We start from the raw sequence: 15,443 nt of genomic DNA, 5'->3' as shown, positions 1-15,443 counted from the left end.
GTTACATGTAGTTCGATTCTATTCATACAGGAGGCTTTCATTATGAAAATAGCAGTTATCGGTGCCACCGGCAAAGCGGGCAGCAATATTGTAAAAGAAGCGCTGGACAGAGGACATGAGGTTACGGCAATTGTGAGAAATGCATCAAAGCTTGATGCAGCTGGAGCAAATGTCCTGGAGAAGGATGTGTTTGCTTTGACAGCTGACGATCTCCAATCATTTGATGTAGTTGTCAACGCATTTGCAGCCCCGCTAGGGCAAGAGCATCTTCATGTCGAGGCAGGCAATGTATTAATTGAAGCGATCGAGAAGGGCAACGGACATTTGAGACTGATCGTCGTAGGCGGTGCAGGAAGCCTGTATGTCGATCCGGAGAAAACGACCCGCGTCGTGGATACGCCAGGATTTCCGGAGATGTTCTTCGCTACGGCCTCTAACCAGGCGAAAAACTTGGACATTCTTCGCGGCAACCACAACATAAAGTGGACATTTGTGAGCCCGTCTGCTGAGTTTGCGTTGGGCAAACGGACAGGCAGCTACAAAAAAGGAACGGAATTTCTGCTCGTCAATGAGAAGGGCGACAGTTATGTAAGCTATGAAGATTATGCGATCGCTATCGTGGATGAGATCGAAAATCCGCAGCATATTAACGAACGGTTTACGGTCGTGTCGGAAAGAGATTAACCGGTGGAATGAACAAACAGGCAGCAGGAGAGGCGAATGCCCCTTCCTGCTGCCTGTTTTGATGTTGGCATAAGAGGGTAAAATTAAATATCCAGCGATTCGCCCGGCTGCAGCACTTTTCCGGCCAAGCCTTTGGATTCCAGCTGGCTCACATACTGCTGCGCATCCTGGCGGATCACCGGGAAGGAATCATAATGAACCGGAATGACGAGCTTGGCGCCGTACCATTCCGCCGCTTGCAGCGCATCTTCGGGACCCATGGTGAAATGGTCGCCGATTGGAATGAAGGCGACATCGATGTCGTGGCGGTCGCCGATCAGCTTCATATCGCCGAACAAAGCGGTGTCTCCGGCGTGGAGAACGGTTTTTCCGTCAATTTGAACGACGTAGCCGCCCGGCATGCCGCCATAAATAATCCGCTGCTCGTCAGCAAGCGTAATGCCCGAGCTGTGGAAGGCTTGTACCATCTTCGCTTTGGCGAAGCCGAGGTCGATTGTCCCGCCCAGGTTCATGCCGATTGTCTGCAGCTCCTTCCATGACAAATAGGTAGCAAGCTCGACATTCGCAATAATTGGAGCGTTGTTAGCTTTGGAGATCGGCTCTGCGTCGAGAATATGATCCATATGGGCATGCGTCAGCAGAATAGCATCGACTTGAATATCTTCGGGCTTGGCAACAGCCAGCTCATTGCCGCGGAGAAAGGGATCGATGACGAGCGATTTGCCCGCCTCCGTTGTCAATTGCACACAGGAATGGCCATGGTACGTAATTTTCATTTCATTACATCTCCTTTTCGTCGCATCGTCAAATTAAATAGAAGTCAGCCGGATTCGGATACCGGAAGGATCGGTCGCAAAATGACCGTTGCCGGTCTCCTTTATCGGAGCGCCGTTTTCCTGTAATCGCTGTATTGCTGTTGCCAGCGTCTCGTTCGTCGGGTAAATGATCGTGAAATAATCAAGACCTGTCATGTCTTCTGCAGGAGGGGGAGCACCGACTCCGGCCCATATATTCAAGCCAAGATGATGGTGGTATCCGCCGGCCGCTACGAATAGAGCGCGCATCGCCTCATAATCGCCGACAATTTCGAAGCCAAGCAGATTATGATAAAATGCCCGTGATTCCGGCAGCCCGGTTGTATGCAGGTGAACATGGCCGATGATCGTGCCGGCAGGCAATGCTTGATCCGGCAGTTCAGCTGCGGCAGCAAGCAGTCCCTCCCAGTCGATCGGATCGGTAGCCATCACATAATCACCTCTAGCATCCTTCTTCCACTGGCTGCGAGGCCGGTCGGCATAAATTTCGATGCCGTTGTTGTCAGGGTCGGAAATATAAAGCGCTTCGCTAACGAGATGATCCGCTTGCCCGATTGAGATTCCAGAGGCGATAAGACGCCGGAGCGCTTGTCCAAGAGATTCGCGGTTCGGCAGCAAAATCGCAAAGTGATACAGTCCCGCCGTTCTGCGGCGGGGAGGCGTAACGACGGCATTCGGGATTTGTTCCAGTAGAACGAGTGGGTCTCCGCCCCCGACGGACAGGCTGGCTGTCGTTGCCGTTATTTCGGTTGCTTTTAAACCGACGATTTCCTCGTAAAACGCAATAGAGCGCTTAAGGTCGCTAATTTTCAGCTTGACTGCTCCCAGAACGGTATTGTCAGGAATATGGTAATCCGTCATGCAATCCCTCCTTAATAGTTAAACCTGTTTATGTTACTATTCTACTATAAAACCAAGGAGGCGATACATAGATGGATTTGGGGCTGAAAGGAAAGACGGCAATCATTACGGGAGGCAGCAAAGGAATTGGACTGGCAACTGCGGTGCTGCTGGCTAAGGAAGGCGCTAACGTTGCAATTGTGGCGCGGGATGAATCGCAATTGAAGGAGGCTGCCCGGCAAATTGCCGAGCAATCGGGAACGGAGCCGTTCTATGTGGCCGCCGACATATCGGAGAAGGAACAGTGTGAACGAGCCATCGCTCTGACGGCAGAACGTTTCGGCGGGCTTCATATATTGGTTAACAATGCAGGTACAGCGGCTGCGAGGCCCTTCGAGCAGGTTGAAACGGAGGACTGGTCGTCCGATTTGGATTTGAAGCTGTTTGGCGCCGTGCATTGTGCCCGCGCAGCACTGCCTCATTTGCGTGCTGCCGGCGGCGGTGCGATCGTTAATGTAACGGCTGTCGGCGGCAAAACGCCATCCGGCTCCTCGCTGCCAACATCCGTCAGCCGTGCCGCTGGTCTTGCTTTGACGAAGGCGATGAGCAAGGATTTGGCTGCTGATGGCATCCGCGTTAATGCCGTATGCATCGGCTTGATCCGCAGCGCGCAAATCGAACGGGGCTGGCAGGCGTCGCGTCCAGATCTGACTTGGGAGCAATTCGCCGAGCTGCCGCAGCATGACATTCCGCTCAAACGAATAGGCCGCGCCGAGGAAGCGGCGAATGTGATCGCCTTTCTGGTCTCGGACGCGGCCTCGTATGTGACCGGCACTTCCGTCAACATTGACGGAGGGAAAGCAGCCGTATTGTAATTGTTTTACTTGATAAGGCCGGCATACTGCAGACCTTTGCGGATGCCGCCTTCATCTACATGCGAAGTGATATAGTCGGCAAAAGGCTTAAGCTCTTCATGGGAGTTGCCCATCGCAATGCCAAGGCCAACGGCTTGCAGCATTTCCTTGTCGTTCAGCCCGTCGCCGAAAGCGATCGCTTCCTCAGGTGCGATACCGACCAGCTTAAGCAGCGCTTCAATGCCAAGCGCTTTGGAGCCGTCACTTGTCAAGACGTCCATAGCGGACTTGTGCCAGCGGATCAGACGCAAATTCGGAACCGCGCCTTCATATAAATGCTCGTCTTCCGCAGCGCAATGAAGGAAGGCTTGGTAGACGTCTTCTTTTTTCCAGAAATCAGGATCATAGCCCGGAAGGTCGACCCGCAGCGAGCGGACGGAATCCAGCATATGAGGATGGTCCTCAGTGTTCGAGTAGAACGCGCTGCTGCCTTCGAAGACGAGAGAGTGGCCGTTCTTGTCGGCATGGCCGACGAGCGCCTCCAAATGTTCGCGCGGGATAGGATTATGAAAGATCGGTTTGCCCTTATAGACGACATAAGCGCCGTTCAGGCTGACATAAGAATCGATACCCAGCTTTTCTGCAATTGGGGCAAAGAAGTAAGGCGCTCTGCCGGTTGCAATAACGGCTTCAACTCCGGTTGCCTGCAGCTCGCTGATTGCTTCAATCGTGTCCTGCGGAATTTCTTTCACTTCATTAACGAGAGTGCCGTCAATATCGAAAAATGCAATTTTATAAGCCATGATAATGCTCCTGTTCTGCATGTCTAAAGATGGGGTTGCCGTACATGCCCGTTTTGTCGTACTATACCACCGGCAGCGCGGATTAGGCAAGGAAAAGGGCTTTTTTTCAACATAAATTTACAACAAGTCTCTGTAAAGGAATAGGAATAAACCTGGTTATACGCTATAATCTTAGGTGGGATTTCGATACGGAGGAGCTCCGTTCCAACAGGCCTCCCCGAATATACGAAGGTTAAGGAGAATGCACGATGGAAAAAACATTGATTTTCGGGCATAAAAATCCGGATACAGATACGATTTGTTCTGCGATTGCCTATGCGGATTTGAAAGCGAAGCTGGGCTTTAATGTGGAGCCGGTTCGCCTTGGCGATGTAAACGGTGAAACGCAATATGCGCTTAATTACTTTAAAACGGAAGCGCCTCGTCTGGTTGAGACGGTGTCGAATGAAGTGAACAATGTCATTCTCGTCGACCACAATGAGCGCCAGCAAAGCGTATCCGATATCGATAAAGTTCGCGTAGCGGAAGTCATCGACCATCACCGCATCGCGAATTTTGAGACGGCTCAGCCGCTCTACTTCCGTGCGGAGCCTGTTGGCTGCACTGCTACGATCCTTAATAAATTGTACAAAGAGAACGGAGTAGCGATCACGAAAGAGATCGCCGGCTTGATGCTCTCCGCTATCATTTCCGATTCCTTGCTGTTTAAATCGCCGACTTGCACCGAGCAGGACGTTGCAGCAGCGAATGAGCTTGCGGCAATCGCTGGCGTTGATGCAGAAGTATACGGCCTTGAAATGCTGAAAGCGGGCGCGGATCTTCGCGACAAAACGATTGAGCAATTGATCTCGCTGGACGCGAAAGAATTTTCGATGGGCAGCTACAAAGTAGAAATCGCGCAAGTCAACGCGGTGGACACAAATGACGTACTCGTTCGCCAAGCTGAGCTTGAGCAAGCGCTGAACGGCATTATCGCAGCGAAAGGCCTTGACCTGTTCGTATTCGTCGTAACCGACATTTTGAACAGCGATTCCGTTGCCCTGTCGCTTGGCAGCAAAGCTTCTGCTGTTGAGAAAGCGTACAATGTTACGCTTGCCGACAACAAAGCGGTACTGAAAGGCGTCGTTTCCCGCAAATCGCAAATTGTTCCAGTATTGACTGAGACGCTGAACAACCTGTAATTCCATACATTCATCACTACATTAATGAAGAAGGCCTTCCGATTGCATTAGAGGAGGGCCTTCTTTGGCATTTTAGGAGGGGAGATTATGACACACTGCACCGTACAATGGGGAGCATCGACCGTTGAGTTGTGCTGGAATGCGGAGGAGACGCTGCCGCCTCTGGAGCTGATAACGAGCGTGCATGGTTTTTGCTTCGATGAGGCCGGCCGGTTCATGCTGGTCGATCTGAAGCATCGCGGCTGGGATTTCCCCGGCGGGCATCTGGAGCATGGCGAGACGCCGGAGGCCGCTTTTAGAAGGGAAGCGCTTGAGGAGGGCTATGTGGAGGGAGACTTGCAGCTGCTTGGCTCTGTGACGGTAGATCACGGCGCTAACCCGGCCTGGAGCGAGGACAGTCCCTATCCCAAAGTCGGTTATCAGGTTTTTTACGCCATGCGGATAACGAACGTGCTGCCATTCGACGCGGAATTCGAGTCGGCAAGCCGGACGTTTGTTGAACCGGGAGCCGTTCCAGACTATTATCCGAATTGGCATCCGGTATATGAGGCTATTATGGGAGCTGCGCTCGTGAAGCTGCAGACCTGAACGGGCAATACCGAGTGGGTCATATTGACGTGTAGCTTCTATAAAAGCTGTCGAGACAAGGTCTCGGCAGCTTTTTCTGCTGCATGGAGACTTTTCCGGGACATTCACGGCTGACTATTCCATGCTGCAACGAAACAAAATGTAAAACTGCATTTTGTTTCGCCCAATATGGATGATTTAAGGCATCAAAATGCAAAAGTACAGGCTGATTGGCTTGAAATGCCCCAGAATGGCGATTTAGTAGGATTTCAAATGTATTTTTGCATTTTGATCGCGAATCTGGACACTTTTGGATCAAACAAAATGTACTTTTACATTTTGTTTTTTAATTAGCACGAGGAGGCTGCATATGAGCAAGGTTTTCCATTCGGTGAGCACTACAACATATTCGCAATGATCCCGCGCAGGCAATGGGAATCTTTCTTTTGTCTCAAAAAAAATATAAGTGTCGTTAAGGCCTCAGGCCTCAACGACACTTATACTTGTAACGGCGGCCATCGGCGGCCGATTTTTATTACCTTAGCTGACTACACGGCGTGCTGTTACATAATATTTTTTCCAATAAGCGCTGTCCATGTTGGAGATCGTTACGCCCTGGCTGCTGGAGCTGTGCAAAATTTTGCTCGAACCGGCATAGATCGCAACGTGGCTGATCGACTTGCCATTAGTTTTAAAGAAGACAAGATCTCCGACGCTAAGATCCGTCTTAGCGACTTTGCTGCCGACGGAAGCTTGGCTGCTCGCAGTACGAGGCAGATCAACGTCAAGCCCTGCGAACATGTATTGCGTAAACGATGAGCAATCGAAAGCATATGTAATGCCAACAGGCGCTCCGTATTTATAAGGGGTGCCGATAAAGTTTTTACCGTTATCAATCAAAGCGAGAGTTTCAGGCGTAGCTGCTGCTGCGCGGTCAGTCAAGGCGCCAAGCGCCAAAGCGGATGCTGCGATCGTTGTGCAAAGTGTCAGTTTCCATATTTTCTTGAGGCCGTTAAGTTTAAATGTTTTCATAAGTTGTAAAGTGTCCTTTCGCCTTCTTGTTTATTCGAATTTGAGGTTTCATCTCGACGAAAACAACTATAACACATTCAAAACACCCCCAAATTCCACAATTAGAGAGAAATAGCACGCTTTCACGGTTGAATTCCGCTTTATGAGAAATAAATGAGAATATACTCATCAACGCAACTTAATAATCTCATTTTGCGTTGACTCACAGATTAGGGGAGATTTATAATCAGAATGCTCATTACTTTAGAAGTAAAATATTTGGTTAGCACGATAACGAATGCGTTGGAGATGATGGTGAATGTTGAAGCTTTTTAGGTTTCTGAAGCGTTACCGGTTATTCGTTGCGCTTGTCCTTGTTTTTGTGTTTTTGCAGACGCTCGCTGATTTGTATTTGCCGACGCTTATGGCGGACATCGTCGATAAGGGTGTGAGCCAAGGCGACAAGTCGTACATTTGGAAAATAGGCGGCTTCATGCTGCTGGTTGCCGCAGGCGGAGGCGTGTGCTCTATTGCAGCCAGTTATTTCTCGGCCAAAGCCGCATCGGGCTTCGGCAAGCTGGTGCGCAGCAGCGTATTCAGCCAAGTTGAGAACTACTCGCTGCAGGAGTTCGATAAGCTGGGCACTGCCTCGCTGATTACACGTACCACCAACGATATTACACAGGTTCAACAGGTGCTCATTATGATTCTTCGGATGATGGTGATGGCGCCAATGATGTGCATCGGCGGTATTATTATGGCGGTATCCAAAGATGCCAAGCTGTCATTAGTGCTCGTCGTTGTACTTCCGGTATTGGCCGGAGCGATCTTCGCGGTTGTGCGTAAAGCGACACCGTTGTTCAAAGCGATGCAGAAGAAGCTCGATAAGCTGAACCTCGTGCTTCGTGAAAGCTTGACCGGCATTCGGGTCATCCGCTCATTTGACCGGATTGAGCACGAGAACCGCAGGTTTGATGCAGCGAATACAGATGTCACCGATACTGCGGTGAGAGTAAATAAAATTATGGCATTTATGATGCCGCTTATGATGCTGGTCATGAATCTGGCGACTGTCGCTATTCTTGCCTTCGGCGGACACCGGATTGACAACGGTGATCTTGAGGTCGGCTCGCTGATGGCATTTATTCAATATGCGATGCAGATTATGTTCTCTCTGCTTATGATGTCGATGATGTTCGTCATGATTCCCCGTGCGCAGGCTTCGTCTGTACGGATAAACGAAGTGCTGGATCTGCCGCCAAGCCTGACTGACCGCAAGGATGCGGTTCAGACGAATGCTTCGAGACAAGGTTACGTGGAATTTAAAGATGTGGCCTTCAGCTATCCCGGCGCGGAGGAGCCCGCCATTTCGAACATATCTTTCCGTGCGGGTCCCGGGGAAGTAACCGCCATTATCGGGGGAACTGGCTCCGGCAAATCCACACTACTCAGCTTGATTCCGCGTTTTTATGATGTGAATGAAGGCCAGGTTCTCGTTGACGGCGTTGACGTGAAGAGCATGACCCAGCAGCATTTGCGCGAGCGGATTGGCTTTGTGCCGCAAAAGGCTGTGCTGTTCACCGGTACGGTTGCGGACAACATCAGGTATGGCAAGGAAGATGCCACCGATGAAGAGATTCGGCATGCGGCCGCTATTGCGCAAGCCTCCGATTTTATCGGCAGCATGGAGAACGGCTATGACTCTGTTATTGCGCAAGGCGGAAGCAACGTGTCCGGCGGTCAAAAACAGCGTCTGTCCATTGCGAGGGCACTTGTGAGAAAGCCTGAAATTTATTTGTTCGACGACAGTTTCTCGGCGCTTGATTTCAAGACCGACGCAAAGCTGCGTGCAGCGCTCCGCTCGGAGACTGGCGAAGCGACGGTGCTGATTGTCGCGCAGCGCGTCAGCACCGTTATGGATGCCGACCGCATTATCGTGCTTGAAGAAGGACGGATTGCCGGTACCGGCAATCATCGCGAACTGATGGCCTCTTCTGAAGTCTATCGGGAAATCGTCGCATCACAGCTGTCTGAGGAGGAGATCGCATGAGTGAGCAGCATAAAGGTCCGCAAGGCGGCCGTCCTCCAGGCGGCCCGATGCGAGGTCCTGGCATGGGTCCGGGAATGGGCGGCATGGGCATGCCTGTACAGAAGGCGAAAAACTTCAGGGGCACACTGTTCCGGCTTGTCACTTATTTAAAGCCTCACCGGTTCAAGCTTATTTTCGTATTGCTGGCCGCTGTACTTAGTACGGTATTCAGTATTTTGAGTCCGGACATTATGGGTAAAGCCGTTACTGAACTGTCGAAGGGTGTAATTGGCCGGATACAAGGCAATCCGGATGCGCATATCGATTTCGATGCCGTAAATCTCATTCTGTTGAAGCTGATTTTGCTCTACGTCATCAGTTCGGTATTCAGTTATTTGCAGCAATATTTAATGGCTGGCGTGGCACAGCGTACCGTATACGATCTGCGCAAGCAGGTTAATGAGAAGTTTGCCCGTTTGCCGCTCAAGTTTTATGATTCGCGGACGAACGGTGAAATTTTGAGCCGGGTCGTCAATGACGTGGACAATATTAGCTCGACGCTTCAGCAGAGCTTGACGCAGTTTATAACTTCGCTTGTTACATTAGTCGGTGTAATCGTCATGATGCTGACTATAAGTCCGCTGATGACGCTCATCGTATTCCTGACGATACCTGTCAGCCTTGTTGCTGCAGGCATTATTGCTAAAAAATCGCAAACGTATTTCGTTCGCCAGCAAGCGGAGCTGGGCAAGCTGAACGGTCATGTAGAAGAGATGTATACAGGCCATAAAATTGTTAAGGCGTTTGGACATGAGAATCGCTCCATCGCCGAATTCAACGAAATGAACGAAAAGCTGTACGAATCCGGCTGGCGCGCGCAATTCGTCTCCGGTATCATCATGCCGATCATGAGCCTCATCGGCAATATCGGTTATGTATTTGTCAGTATCGTTGGCGGTATTCTCGTAACGAAGCGGGCGATTGAGTTCGGTGACATCCTCGCTTTTATCCAATATACGAGACAATTTACGATGCCGATTACACAGCTTGCCAACATTTCCAACGTCATTCAATCGACTATCGCATCAGCGGAGAGAGTATTTGAGCTGCTGGACGAGGAAGAACAGGAACCGGAAGCAAGTGATGCCAAATCGATTGCCTCTCCGAGGGGAGCAGTACGCTTTGACAACGTGAAATTTGGCTACAGTGCGGATACCGTATTGATCGACCATATGAATATTGATGTCAAGCCTGGACAGACCGTGGCAATCGTAGGGCCGACAGGTGCAGGGAAAACGACACTGATTAACTTGCTGATGCGTTTCTATGAGCTGCATGAAGGCCGCATCACGATTGATGGCGTTCCGATTGACGACATGAGAAGAAGCGGACTGCGCAGGATGTTCGGCATGGTGCTTCAAGATACATGGCTGTTCAATGGTACGATCCGCGATAATATCGCTTATGGGCGAGAGGGCGCTACTGAGGATGAAGTCGTCAATGCGGCGCGGGCAGCGCATGCCGACCATTTCATTCGGACGCTCCCTGACGGTTATGAGACGGTCCTCAATGAGGAAGCATCGAACATTTCGCAAGGCCAGAAGCAATTGCTGACGATCGCAAGGGCTATACTGGCTGACCCGTCTATTCTTATTCTGGACGAGGCGACAAGCAGCGTCGATACGCGGACTGAAGTCTATATCCAGAAAGCGATGAATGATCTGATGAAAGGGAGAACGAGCTTCGTTATCGCTCACCGGCTGTCGACGATCCGCGATGCCGATCTCATCCTCGTTATGAACAAAGGCAGCATTATCGAGCAGGGAACTCACGAGGAACTGCTTGCTGCGGGCGGCTTTTACGCCGATCTGTACAATAGCCAATTCACAGGGAAAGCTTCGGTTTCGGAGCCGACCGCCGGTTAGAGTTGGATTCCATAACAGCCGTCGCCGCTTGCGATCAAGCGGCGACGGCTGTTTTAATTTGCATGAAACCCTGCGAGACTAAGGCGGGCTAATTGAAGATTAAGCCGATTGAATCTATGAGCAGAAGCTAGATTTTGCGATGCATGACCCGAACAAAGCCGTCGTTAACATAAGGCACTGCCGTTATTTTTCTAGTGATACCAAGGGATTCAGGATGGCATGGAGCGGTACGGCATCTCGTCCAATTCTATCAATGATGTGTAAGCGCATAGTACAGCCTGCAGTGCCCGCGCATAGAATATAGAGAATGATTTAACTTCAAGAGAGCGGGGTGGCGGGTATTGCTGTGGGTTAGAGTTTGTTCCATAAGCGCCGTGTTCGGCTCCATCATTACTTTTGCATTTGGGGGATGGGTGGAGTCACTGACGGTATTGGTTGTGGCAATGGGCATTGATTATATTTCCGGCATATTGGCATCTATTAAAGAGGGCAAGGGACTAAATAGTTTATTCGGCGCATGGGGATTGGCGAAAAAAGGACTGATGCTGCTCGTTATCTTACTGGCACATCGTGTTGATATATTGCTTGATCTGAATAATGCAACGATGGGGGCGGCGACTTATTTTTATATTGCCAATGAACTAATATCCATTACCGAAAATTATGGCCGGCTTGGTTTGCCGCTGCCGGACCGGGTCCGAAAAATCATTGAAGTGCTCAAGGACAAAAACTGACGGCAATTTTGCTCACTAAGGTGTAAGGGGGTTGCGCCAATATTTACAAGCATCCATCCGTAATGTTCATTTTATTGTCATAATCAAGAAAAAACTTTTCCCTAATCTCAAGTTTAAGGTTGAGAACTTCGGACGATCTTATGTAATATAAGAAGTAAACACTACGTTCGAAAAGGGGAGCACGGAGTAATGCATAAGTGGATCATGTTCGTACTATTATCAGCAGCTTCTTTATTGGCAGTTTATTTGCTGACATTCGGTCTGCCCGAGAAGCCTAAGGATGAGTCGGCAGAACTTCCAGAGGGTACCGTACTCGTAAAAGTGCAAGCAAACAGCGATTTCACGTTCGACCAAGAAGAGTACAAAGTTAAAGTCGGCGACAAGGTCATTCTCAAGCTTCAAAACAAAAGCGGCATTCACGGCTTGAAAATTGATGAGCTGAACGTTGATCTCGAAGGCCAAGAGCTGGAGACGAATCTTGAATTCGACAAACCAGGCGAGTACATCATGCACTGCTCGGTTCCTTGCGGCACGGGCCACTTGGAAATGAAAACGAAGCTAATCGTCGAAGCAGCTTAATGACAGTCAAAAAAGAGGAGCCGTACAGGGCTCCTCTTTTGCGCATTATTCAGACCTTGCTTCGCCTGCCGCTTCTTCCGCGTCCGCGGGCGATGAGCGTGTCGGCGATAAAGCCGAGCAGAGCCCAAGTCAGTATTGTCAGGACGTACATCAGCATGACGCTTACATCATGTACATCCACAAAGAGGTCGACGAACCACGCCGGAACGCTGAACATGAAAAAAACGAAATTATGCGGGTCATAGCCGGTTGAATTATATAAGCAAAGGGCAAGTCCGACCACCGTGGCGGCAAACGTAACGGGATAGCGCATATCGAATCGTCCTCTCTAGCCTTGTCTGATTAGTTTGTTGCTTGTTGCTTGAATATAGCTGCTTGGGTTATTATGTGACAAAAGGATGCATGTCATTCGATTACATACGCGGGGAGAGAAAGAACGAATGCTGACACATATCGTATTTTTCAAATTAAAGGACGGAAGCCCGGAGAGCGTGGAGACAACGGCTGCTGTTCTGCGCAATATGGAAGGTAAAATTGAAGAGCTGAAATACATCGAAGTCGGCATCGACGTCTTGCATTCGGAGCGCTCTTACGATATTGCCCTCATTACGAAATTCGAATCACTGGACGGTCTGAATGCTTATCAGGTACATCCTGTGCATCAAAAAGTAATTGAACATATGACGCAAGTTCGTGAGGCATCCGTCAGCGTCGACTTTGTAAGCTAAGGAAAGCTAAGGAAGGGTTGGCAGTCACTATGGGTGAAGACGCATATCAATTAATGACTTATTTGTTTGTCATCATTGTTAGTGCCGTTATAATGGCGGCTTGGCTGAAACGGAAAGCGAAATCCAAAAAGCAAGACTGAAAGCGGGAGAAGCCTCTATGTACTATGTGAATCGTGAACAAATTGGAGTCCGGCTGCAGGCGATTCCCGCCATATCGGAGGCGCTTCGTTCACTGGCTGATCAGTGGAACGGCTCCCTCATCGAGGGGCTGGCACAGGAACGTGCGCTCCATCTGGCAATCGAGACGATTACAGATGTCGGAAGCTATTTGATCGATGGCTTTATTATGCGTGACGCAAGCAGCTATGAGGATATTATCGAAATTATCGGCGAAGAGGGCGCCTTTCCGAAGGAGCTGCAAGAGCCGTTTATCGAGCTTGTGAAATTGCGGAAGCCGCTCGTTCAAGACTACTATGACTGGCAGCGCGCCGAGCTTCATCCGCAGTCGCGGGTAATTGCGGAGCAGCTGCTCGTCTTCAAAACATCGGTTGAACAATATATTGAACGGGAATTAATTGGATAAGTCCAAGAAAGAGTCGATTGGGAAGCTGCTGCTGCAGCTTTCGCGCAATCGGCTCTTTTTTGTGTCAAGACGAGCCCATGCTGCTTATACTGTCATTACGATATGGGCATTCGCCCGATCCGGATTGCCGAATGCAGCTTGCTAGGAGCGGAGGAGGAGCAGCCATATGGACGTAATGGAATGGAGCGCCGCGATTGCGGCAGCCGCTTTTGTTATATTGGCGGGGGGATTGCTGCTTGGCATTAAAGCGGCGCTGGACCGGCTCAAAGCTGTTCAAGCATCAGCGGAGACGATGATGGCCCAGATGCAGGTAACCGCAGCAAGGTTAACTGCGCTTGCAGATCCTGCTGAGAAAACGATCCTTACCGCACAACAGCAGCTGCAATCGGTGAACCGTCTTTTCGAAGCCGCCGGACAAATCGGGGAATCGATCGAGCATACGACATCCGCCGTAAACCGGGTATCGACAGCGCTGTCGCAGTCTGCGATCCGGCATGCGGAACGGGCAGCGGAGCAGCGCCAGCTCGGCGAGGCGTTCGAATGGGCGGAGCTTGGTATGGCAGCTTGGCAGCTATGGCAAACTAACCGCAAGCGCCATAACGAAACCGGGTCCGATCATCAGGGCGAAGAGCGTCATAAGAATGAAGGGAGCGAATAATATGTCAAATCGCAAACAAACGAAAGGTTTTCTTCTGGGAGCACTGGCAGGCAGCGTTGTAGGTTCCATAACGGCACTGCTGCTGGCACCGAAAGCAGGCAAAGAGCTGCGCCAGGACATTTCCGCCGGAGCGCATAAAGTGCAAGAGGCAACGGTGCGGGTAGCTGGTCAAGTCGGTGATACGACCGGACGCATTGCACGTCAACTGGGCGACCAAGCGGTACACCTTGCAGACAGAGCGAAGCATGCCGCAGCTGTTGCAACGGGCACGGCGAAACGCCGTGTTGAAGAAGCGATTGAGCCGGAAGCCATTCTTTCCGCTATTGATGCCGGCGACGCTGAAGAAATTGACGAGAATGAGCAGGATGCATCGGCTGAGGATAAGCATCTGATTACCGTTAATTAAGCTCCGAATTCCATAGCTGCAGAAGGCTGATTCCTTACAGGAGTCAGCCTTTTCTGCTATTTGCAAGCCATTTGACCGCCGCAGAAGCCGTTCTAAACGGGCTGGCAATAATAAGGTACGTTTTCACCCTTGAATTCATATGCTATTGAAGTCGCAGGTCATATAGCCACTATAAACAGATCATGTAGAAGGAAAGCGGTGTGTTTGTGCAGCAACCGATTGCGATACTTGACTCAGGTGTAGGCGGCTTAACTGTCGCTAAAGAGGTTATGCGCCAGCTGCCGCACGAGAAAATCGTCTATTTCGGAGATACCGCGAGGGCACCTTACGGACCTCGTTCTCCCGAAGAGATAACGCGCTTCACGCGTGAGATCGTGGACTATTTGAATCAGTTCCGTCCAAAAATGATTATAATAGCATGCAACACAAGTACAGCATTTGCACTGGAGGATATACGCCGCAGGGTCGGTGTTCCGGTCGTTGGCGTCATTAAGCCGGGAGCAAGAGCGGCAATCGGGCGGACGACATCCGGCTGCGTAGGCGTCATCGGGACCGAAGGGACAATTCGGAGCGGAGCCTACGAGCAAGCGCTGAAGGAATTGTCGCCGCATATTCAGGTGATTAGCAAAGCTTGCCCGTTATTTGTTCCTCTTGTGGAAAAGGGGCATTTCCGCTCCTCCGAAGCGTACAAAACGATACGGGAGTCGATCGGACATTTGCGCAATTCTGCAATGGACAGCTTAATACTAGGCTGTACGCATTATCCTTTCCTCTCGGAAATGATTGAAGAGGTAATGGGCCCTGACATTAGCTTGATCAGCTCGGCAGACGAGACAGCCCGCGAGGCGCGGGTTATTCTCCAAGAAAACGGAGAGCTGGCGAGCGGCTATCAAATACCGGTGCACCAGTTTCTGTGCAGCGGTGAACCGGCCTTGTTCAGAGAGATTGCCCAGCAGTGGCTGGGACAGCAGCTGGAACTGGCTCCAATTGTATGGCTGGAACTGCAAATCGGCTGATTTCATGTTCCATGGTATGGCAGCCATCTC

At 50.5% G+C, this 15,443-nt stretch carries 18 protein-coding genes; 13 read left to right on the top strand and 5 right to left on the bottom strand.

Going from position 1 to position 15,443, the window contains the following annotated elements:
• Positions 1-42 precede the first annotated feature (42 nt).
• Positions 43-684: an NAD(P)-dependent oxidoreductase gene (locus ACFVVF_RS08000; protein ID WP_387806963.1), complete on the top strand. Its 642-nt coding sequence runs from the start codon at positions 43-45 to the stop codon at positions 682-684.
• An 83-nt stretch (positions 685-767) separates the two neighbouring features.
• Here ACFVVF_RS08000 and ACFVVF_RS07995 read toward each other — a convergent pair whose 3' ends face one another.
• Both ACFVVF_RS07995 and ACFVVF_RS07990 read right to left on the bottom strand, forming a co-directional pair.
• Positions 768-1,460 (bottom strand): metal-dependent hydrolase, encoded by a 693-nt coding sequence (locus ACFVVF_RS07995; protein ID WP_387806962.1) that lies wholly within the window; start codon positions 1,458-1,460, stop codon positions 768-770.
• Between the two features lie 33 nt (positions 1,461-1,493).
• A complete protein-coding gene (locus ACFVVF_RS07990) occupies positions 1,494-2,360 on the bottom strand; it encodes a VOC family protein (RefSeq protein WP_387806960.1) in 867 nt (288 codons plus the stop codon).
• A 71-nt stretch (positions 2,361-2,431) separates the two neighbouring features.
• On the opposite strand from ACFVVF_RS07990, the gene ACFVVF_RS07985 reads away from it, so the two are divergent.
• Positions 2,432-3,214: an SDR family NAD(P)-dependent oxidoreductase gene (locus tag ACFVVF_RS07985; protein ID WP_387806958.1), complete on the top strand. Its 783-nt coding sequence runs from the start codon at positions 2,432-2,434 to the stop codon at positions 3,212-3,214.
• A gap of 5 nt (positions 3,215-3,219) precedes the next feature.
• On the opposite strand, the gene ACFVVF_RS07980 is transcribed toward ACFVVF_RS07985, so the two are convergent.
• On the bottom strand, positions 3,220-3,996 hold the full coding sequence (locus tag ACFVVF_RS07980) for a Cof-type HAD-IIB family hydrolase (RefSeq protein ID WP_387806956.1): 777 nt from the start codon (positions 3,994-3,996) through the stop codon (positions 3,220-3,222).
• Between the two features lie 248 nt (positions 3,997-4,244).
• Between ACFVVF_RS07980 and ACFVVF_RS07975 the strand changes: the two genes are divergently transcribed.
• Both ACFVVF_RS07975 and ACFVVF_RS07970 read left to right on the top strand, forming a co-directional pair.
• Positions 4,245-5,177, top strand: coding sequence for a manganese-dependent inorganic pyrophosphatase (locus tag ACFVVF_RS07975; protein WP_387806954.1), 933 nt, complete (start codon positions 4,245-4,247; stop codon positions 5,175-5,177).
• A gap of 87 nt (positions 5,178-5,264) precedes the next feature.
• Positions 5,265-5,765 carry an NUDIX hydrolase gene (locus tag ACFVVF_RS07970; protein WP_387806952.1) on the top strand — a complete coding sequence of 167 codons (501 nt, stop codon included), beginning with the start codon at positions 5,265-5,267 and terminating at the stop codon, positions 5,763-5,765.
• Positions 5,766-6,284: 519 nt separating this feature from the next.
• On the opposite strand, the gene ACFVVF_RS07965 is transcribed toward ACFVVF_RS07970, so the two are convergent.
• Positions 6,285-6,776, bottom strand: a complete 492-nt coding sequence (locus ACFVVF_RS07965) for a C40 family peptidase (RefSeq protein ID WP_387806950.1) — start codon at positions 6,774-6,776, stop codon at positions 6,285-6,287.
• 298 nt (positions 6,777-7,074) lie between these two features.
• Between ACFVVF_RS07965 and ACFVVF_RS07960 the strand changes: the two genes are divergently transcribed.
• From ACFVVF_RS07960 to ACFVVF_RS07945, 4 genes are all read left to right on the top strand, one after another.
• Positions 7,075-8,805, top strand: a complete 1,731-nt coding sequence (locus tag ACFVVF_RS07960) for an ABC transporter ATP-binding protein (protein WP_387806948.1) — start codon at positions 7,075-7,077, stop codon at positions 8,803-8,805.
• Positions 8,802-10,709 (top strand): ABC transporter ATP-binding protein, encoded by a 1,908-nt coding sequence (locus ACFVVF_RS07955; RefSeq protein ID WP_387806946.1) that lies wholly within the window; start codon positions 8,802-8,804, stop codon positions 10,707-10,709. Before ACFVVF_RS07960 ends, ACFVVF_RS07955 begins: the two co-directional genes overlap by 4 nt.
• Before the next feature lie 341 nt (positions 10,710-11,050).
• Positions 11,051-11,443 (top strand): phage holin family protein, encoded by a 393-nt coding sequence (locus tag ACFVVF_RS07950; RefSeq protein ID WP_387806943.1) that lies wholly within the window; start codon positions 11,051-11,053, stop codon positions 11,441-11,443.
• Positions 11,444-11,632: 189 nt separating this feature from the next.
• The gene (locus ACFVVF_RS07945; RefSeq protein WP_188887375.1) at positions 11,633-12,022 is read left to right on the top strand and encodes a cupredoxin domain-containing protein; all 390 of its coding nucleotides are present in this window, start codon (positions 11,633-11,635) and stop codon (positions 12,020-12,022) included.
• A 49-nt stretch (positions 12,023-12,071) separates the two neighbouring features.
• Here ACFVVF_RS07945 and ACFVVF_RS07940 read toward each other — a convergent pair whose 3' ends face one another.
• Complete coding sequence (locus tag ACFVVF_RS07940; protein ID WP_387806941.1) at positions 12,072-12,335, bottom strand: hypothetical protein; 264 nt, start codon at positions 12,333-12,335, stop codon at positions 12,072-12,074.
• Positions 12,336-12,462: 127 nt separating this feature from the next.
• On the opposite strand from ACFVVF_RS07940, the gene ACFVVF_RS07935 reads away from it, so the two are divergent.
• The 5 genes from ACFVVF_RS07935 (at position 12,463) to racE (ending at position 15,413) form a co-directional block, all read left to right on the top strand.
• Positions 12,463-12,750 (top strand): Dabb family protein, encoded by a 288-nt coding sequence (locus ACFVVF_RS07935; RefSeq protein ID WP_387806939.1) that lies wholly within the window; start codon positions 12,463-12,465, stop codon positions 12,748-12,750.
• Positions 12,751-12,907: 157 nt separating this feature from the next.
• The gene (locus ACFVVF_RS07930) at positions 12,908-13,333 is read left to right on the top strand and encodes a DUF86 domain-containing protein (protein WP_387806937.1); all 426 of its coding nucleotides are present in this window, start codon (positions 12,908-12,910) and stop codon (positions 13,331-13,333) included.
• Between the two features lie 166 nt (positions 13,334-13,499).
• Positions 13,500-13,991 (top strand): DUF948 domain-containing protein, encoded by a 492-nt coding sequence (locus tag ACFVVF_RS07925; protein ID WP_387806935.1) that lies wholly within the window; start codon positions 13,500-13,502, stop codon positions 13,989-13,991.
• Between the two features lies 1 nt (position 13,992).
• A complete protein-coding gene (locus tag ACFVVF_RS07920) occupies positions 13,993-14,397 on the top strand; it encodes a YtxH domain-containing protein (protein ID WP_387806933.1) in 405 nt (134 codons plus the stop codon).
• A 206-nt stretch (positions 14,398-14,603) separates the two neighbouring features.
• Complete coding sequence (racE, locus tag ACFVVF_RS07915) at positions 14,604-15,413, top strand: glutamate racemase (RefSeq protein WP_387808912.1); 810 nt, start codon at positions 14,604-14,606, stop codon at positions 15,411-15,413.
• Positions 15,414-15,443 lie beyond the last annotated feature (30 nt).

Origin of the sequence: Paenibacillus sp. NPDC058174 (genome assembly GCF_042883865.1) — a bacterium.
GTDB lineage: Bacteria > Bacillota > Bacilli > Paenibacillales > Paenibacillaceae > Pristimantibacillus.
The sequence above is the reverse complement of the archived record's forward strand: the minus strand, read 5'-3'. Positions and strand labels throughout refer to the sequence as shown.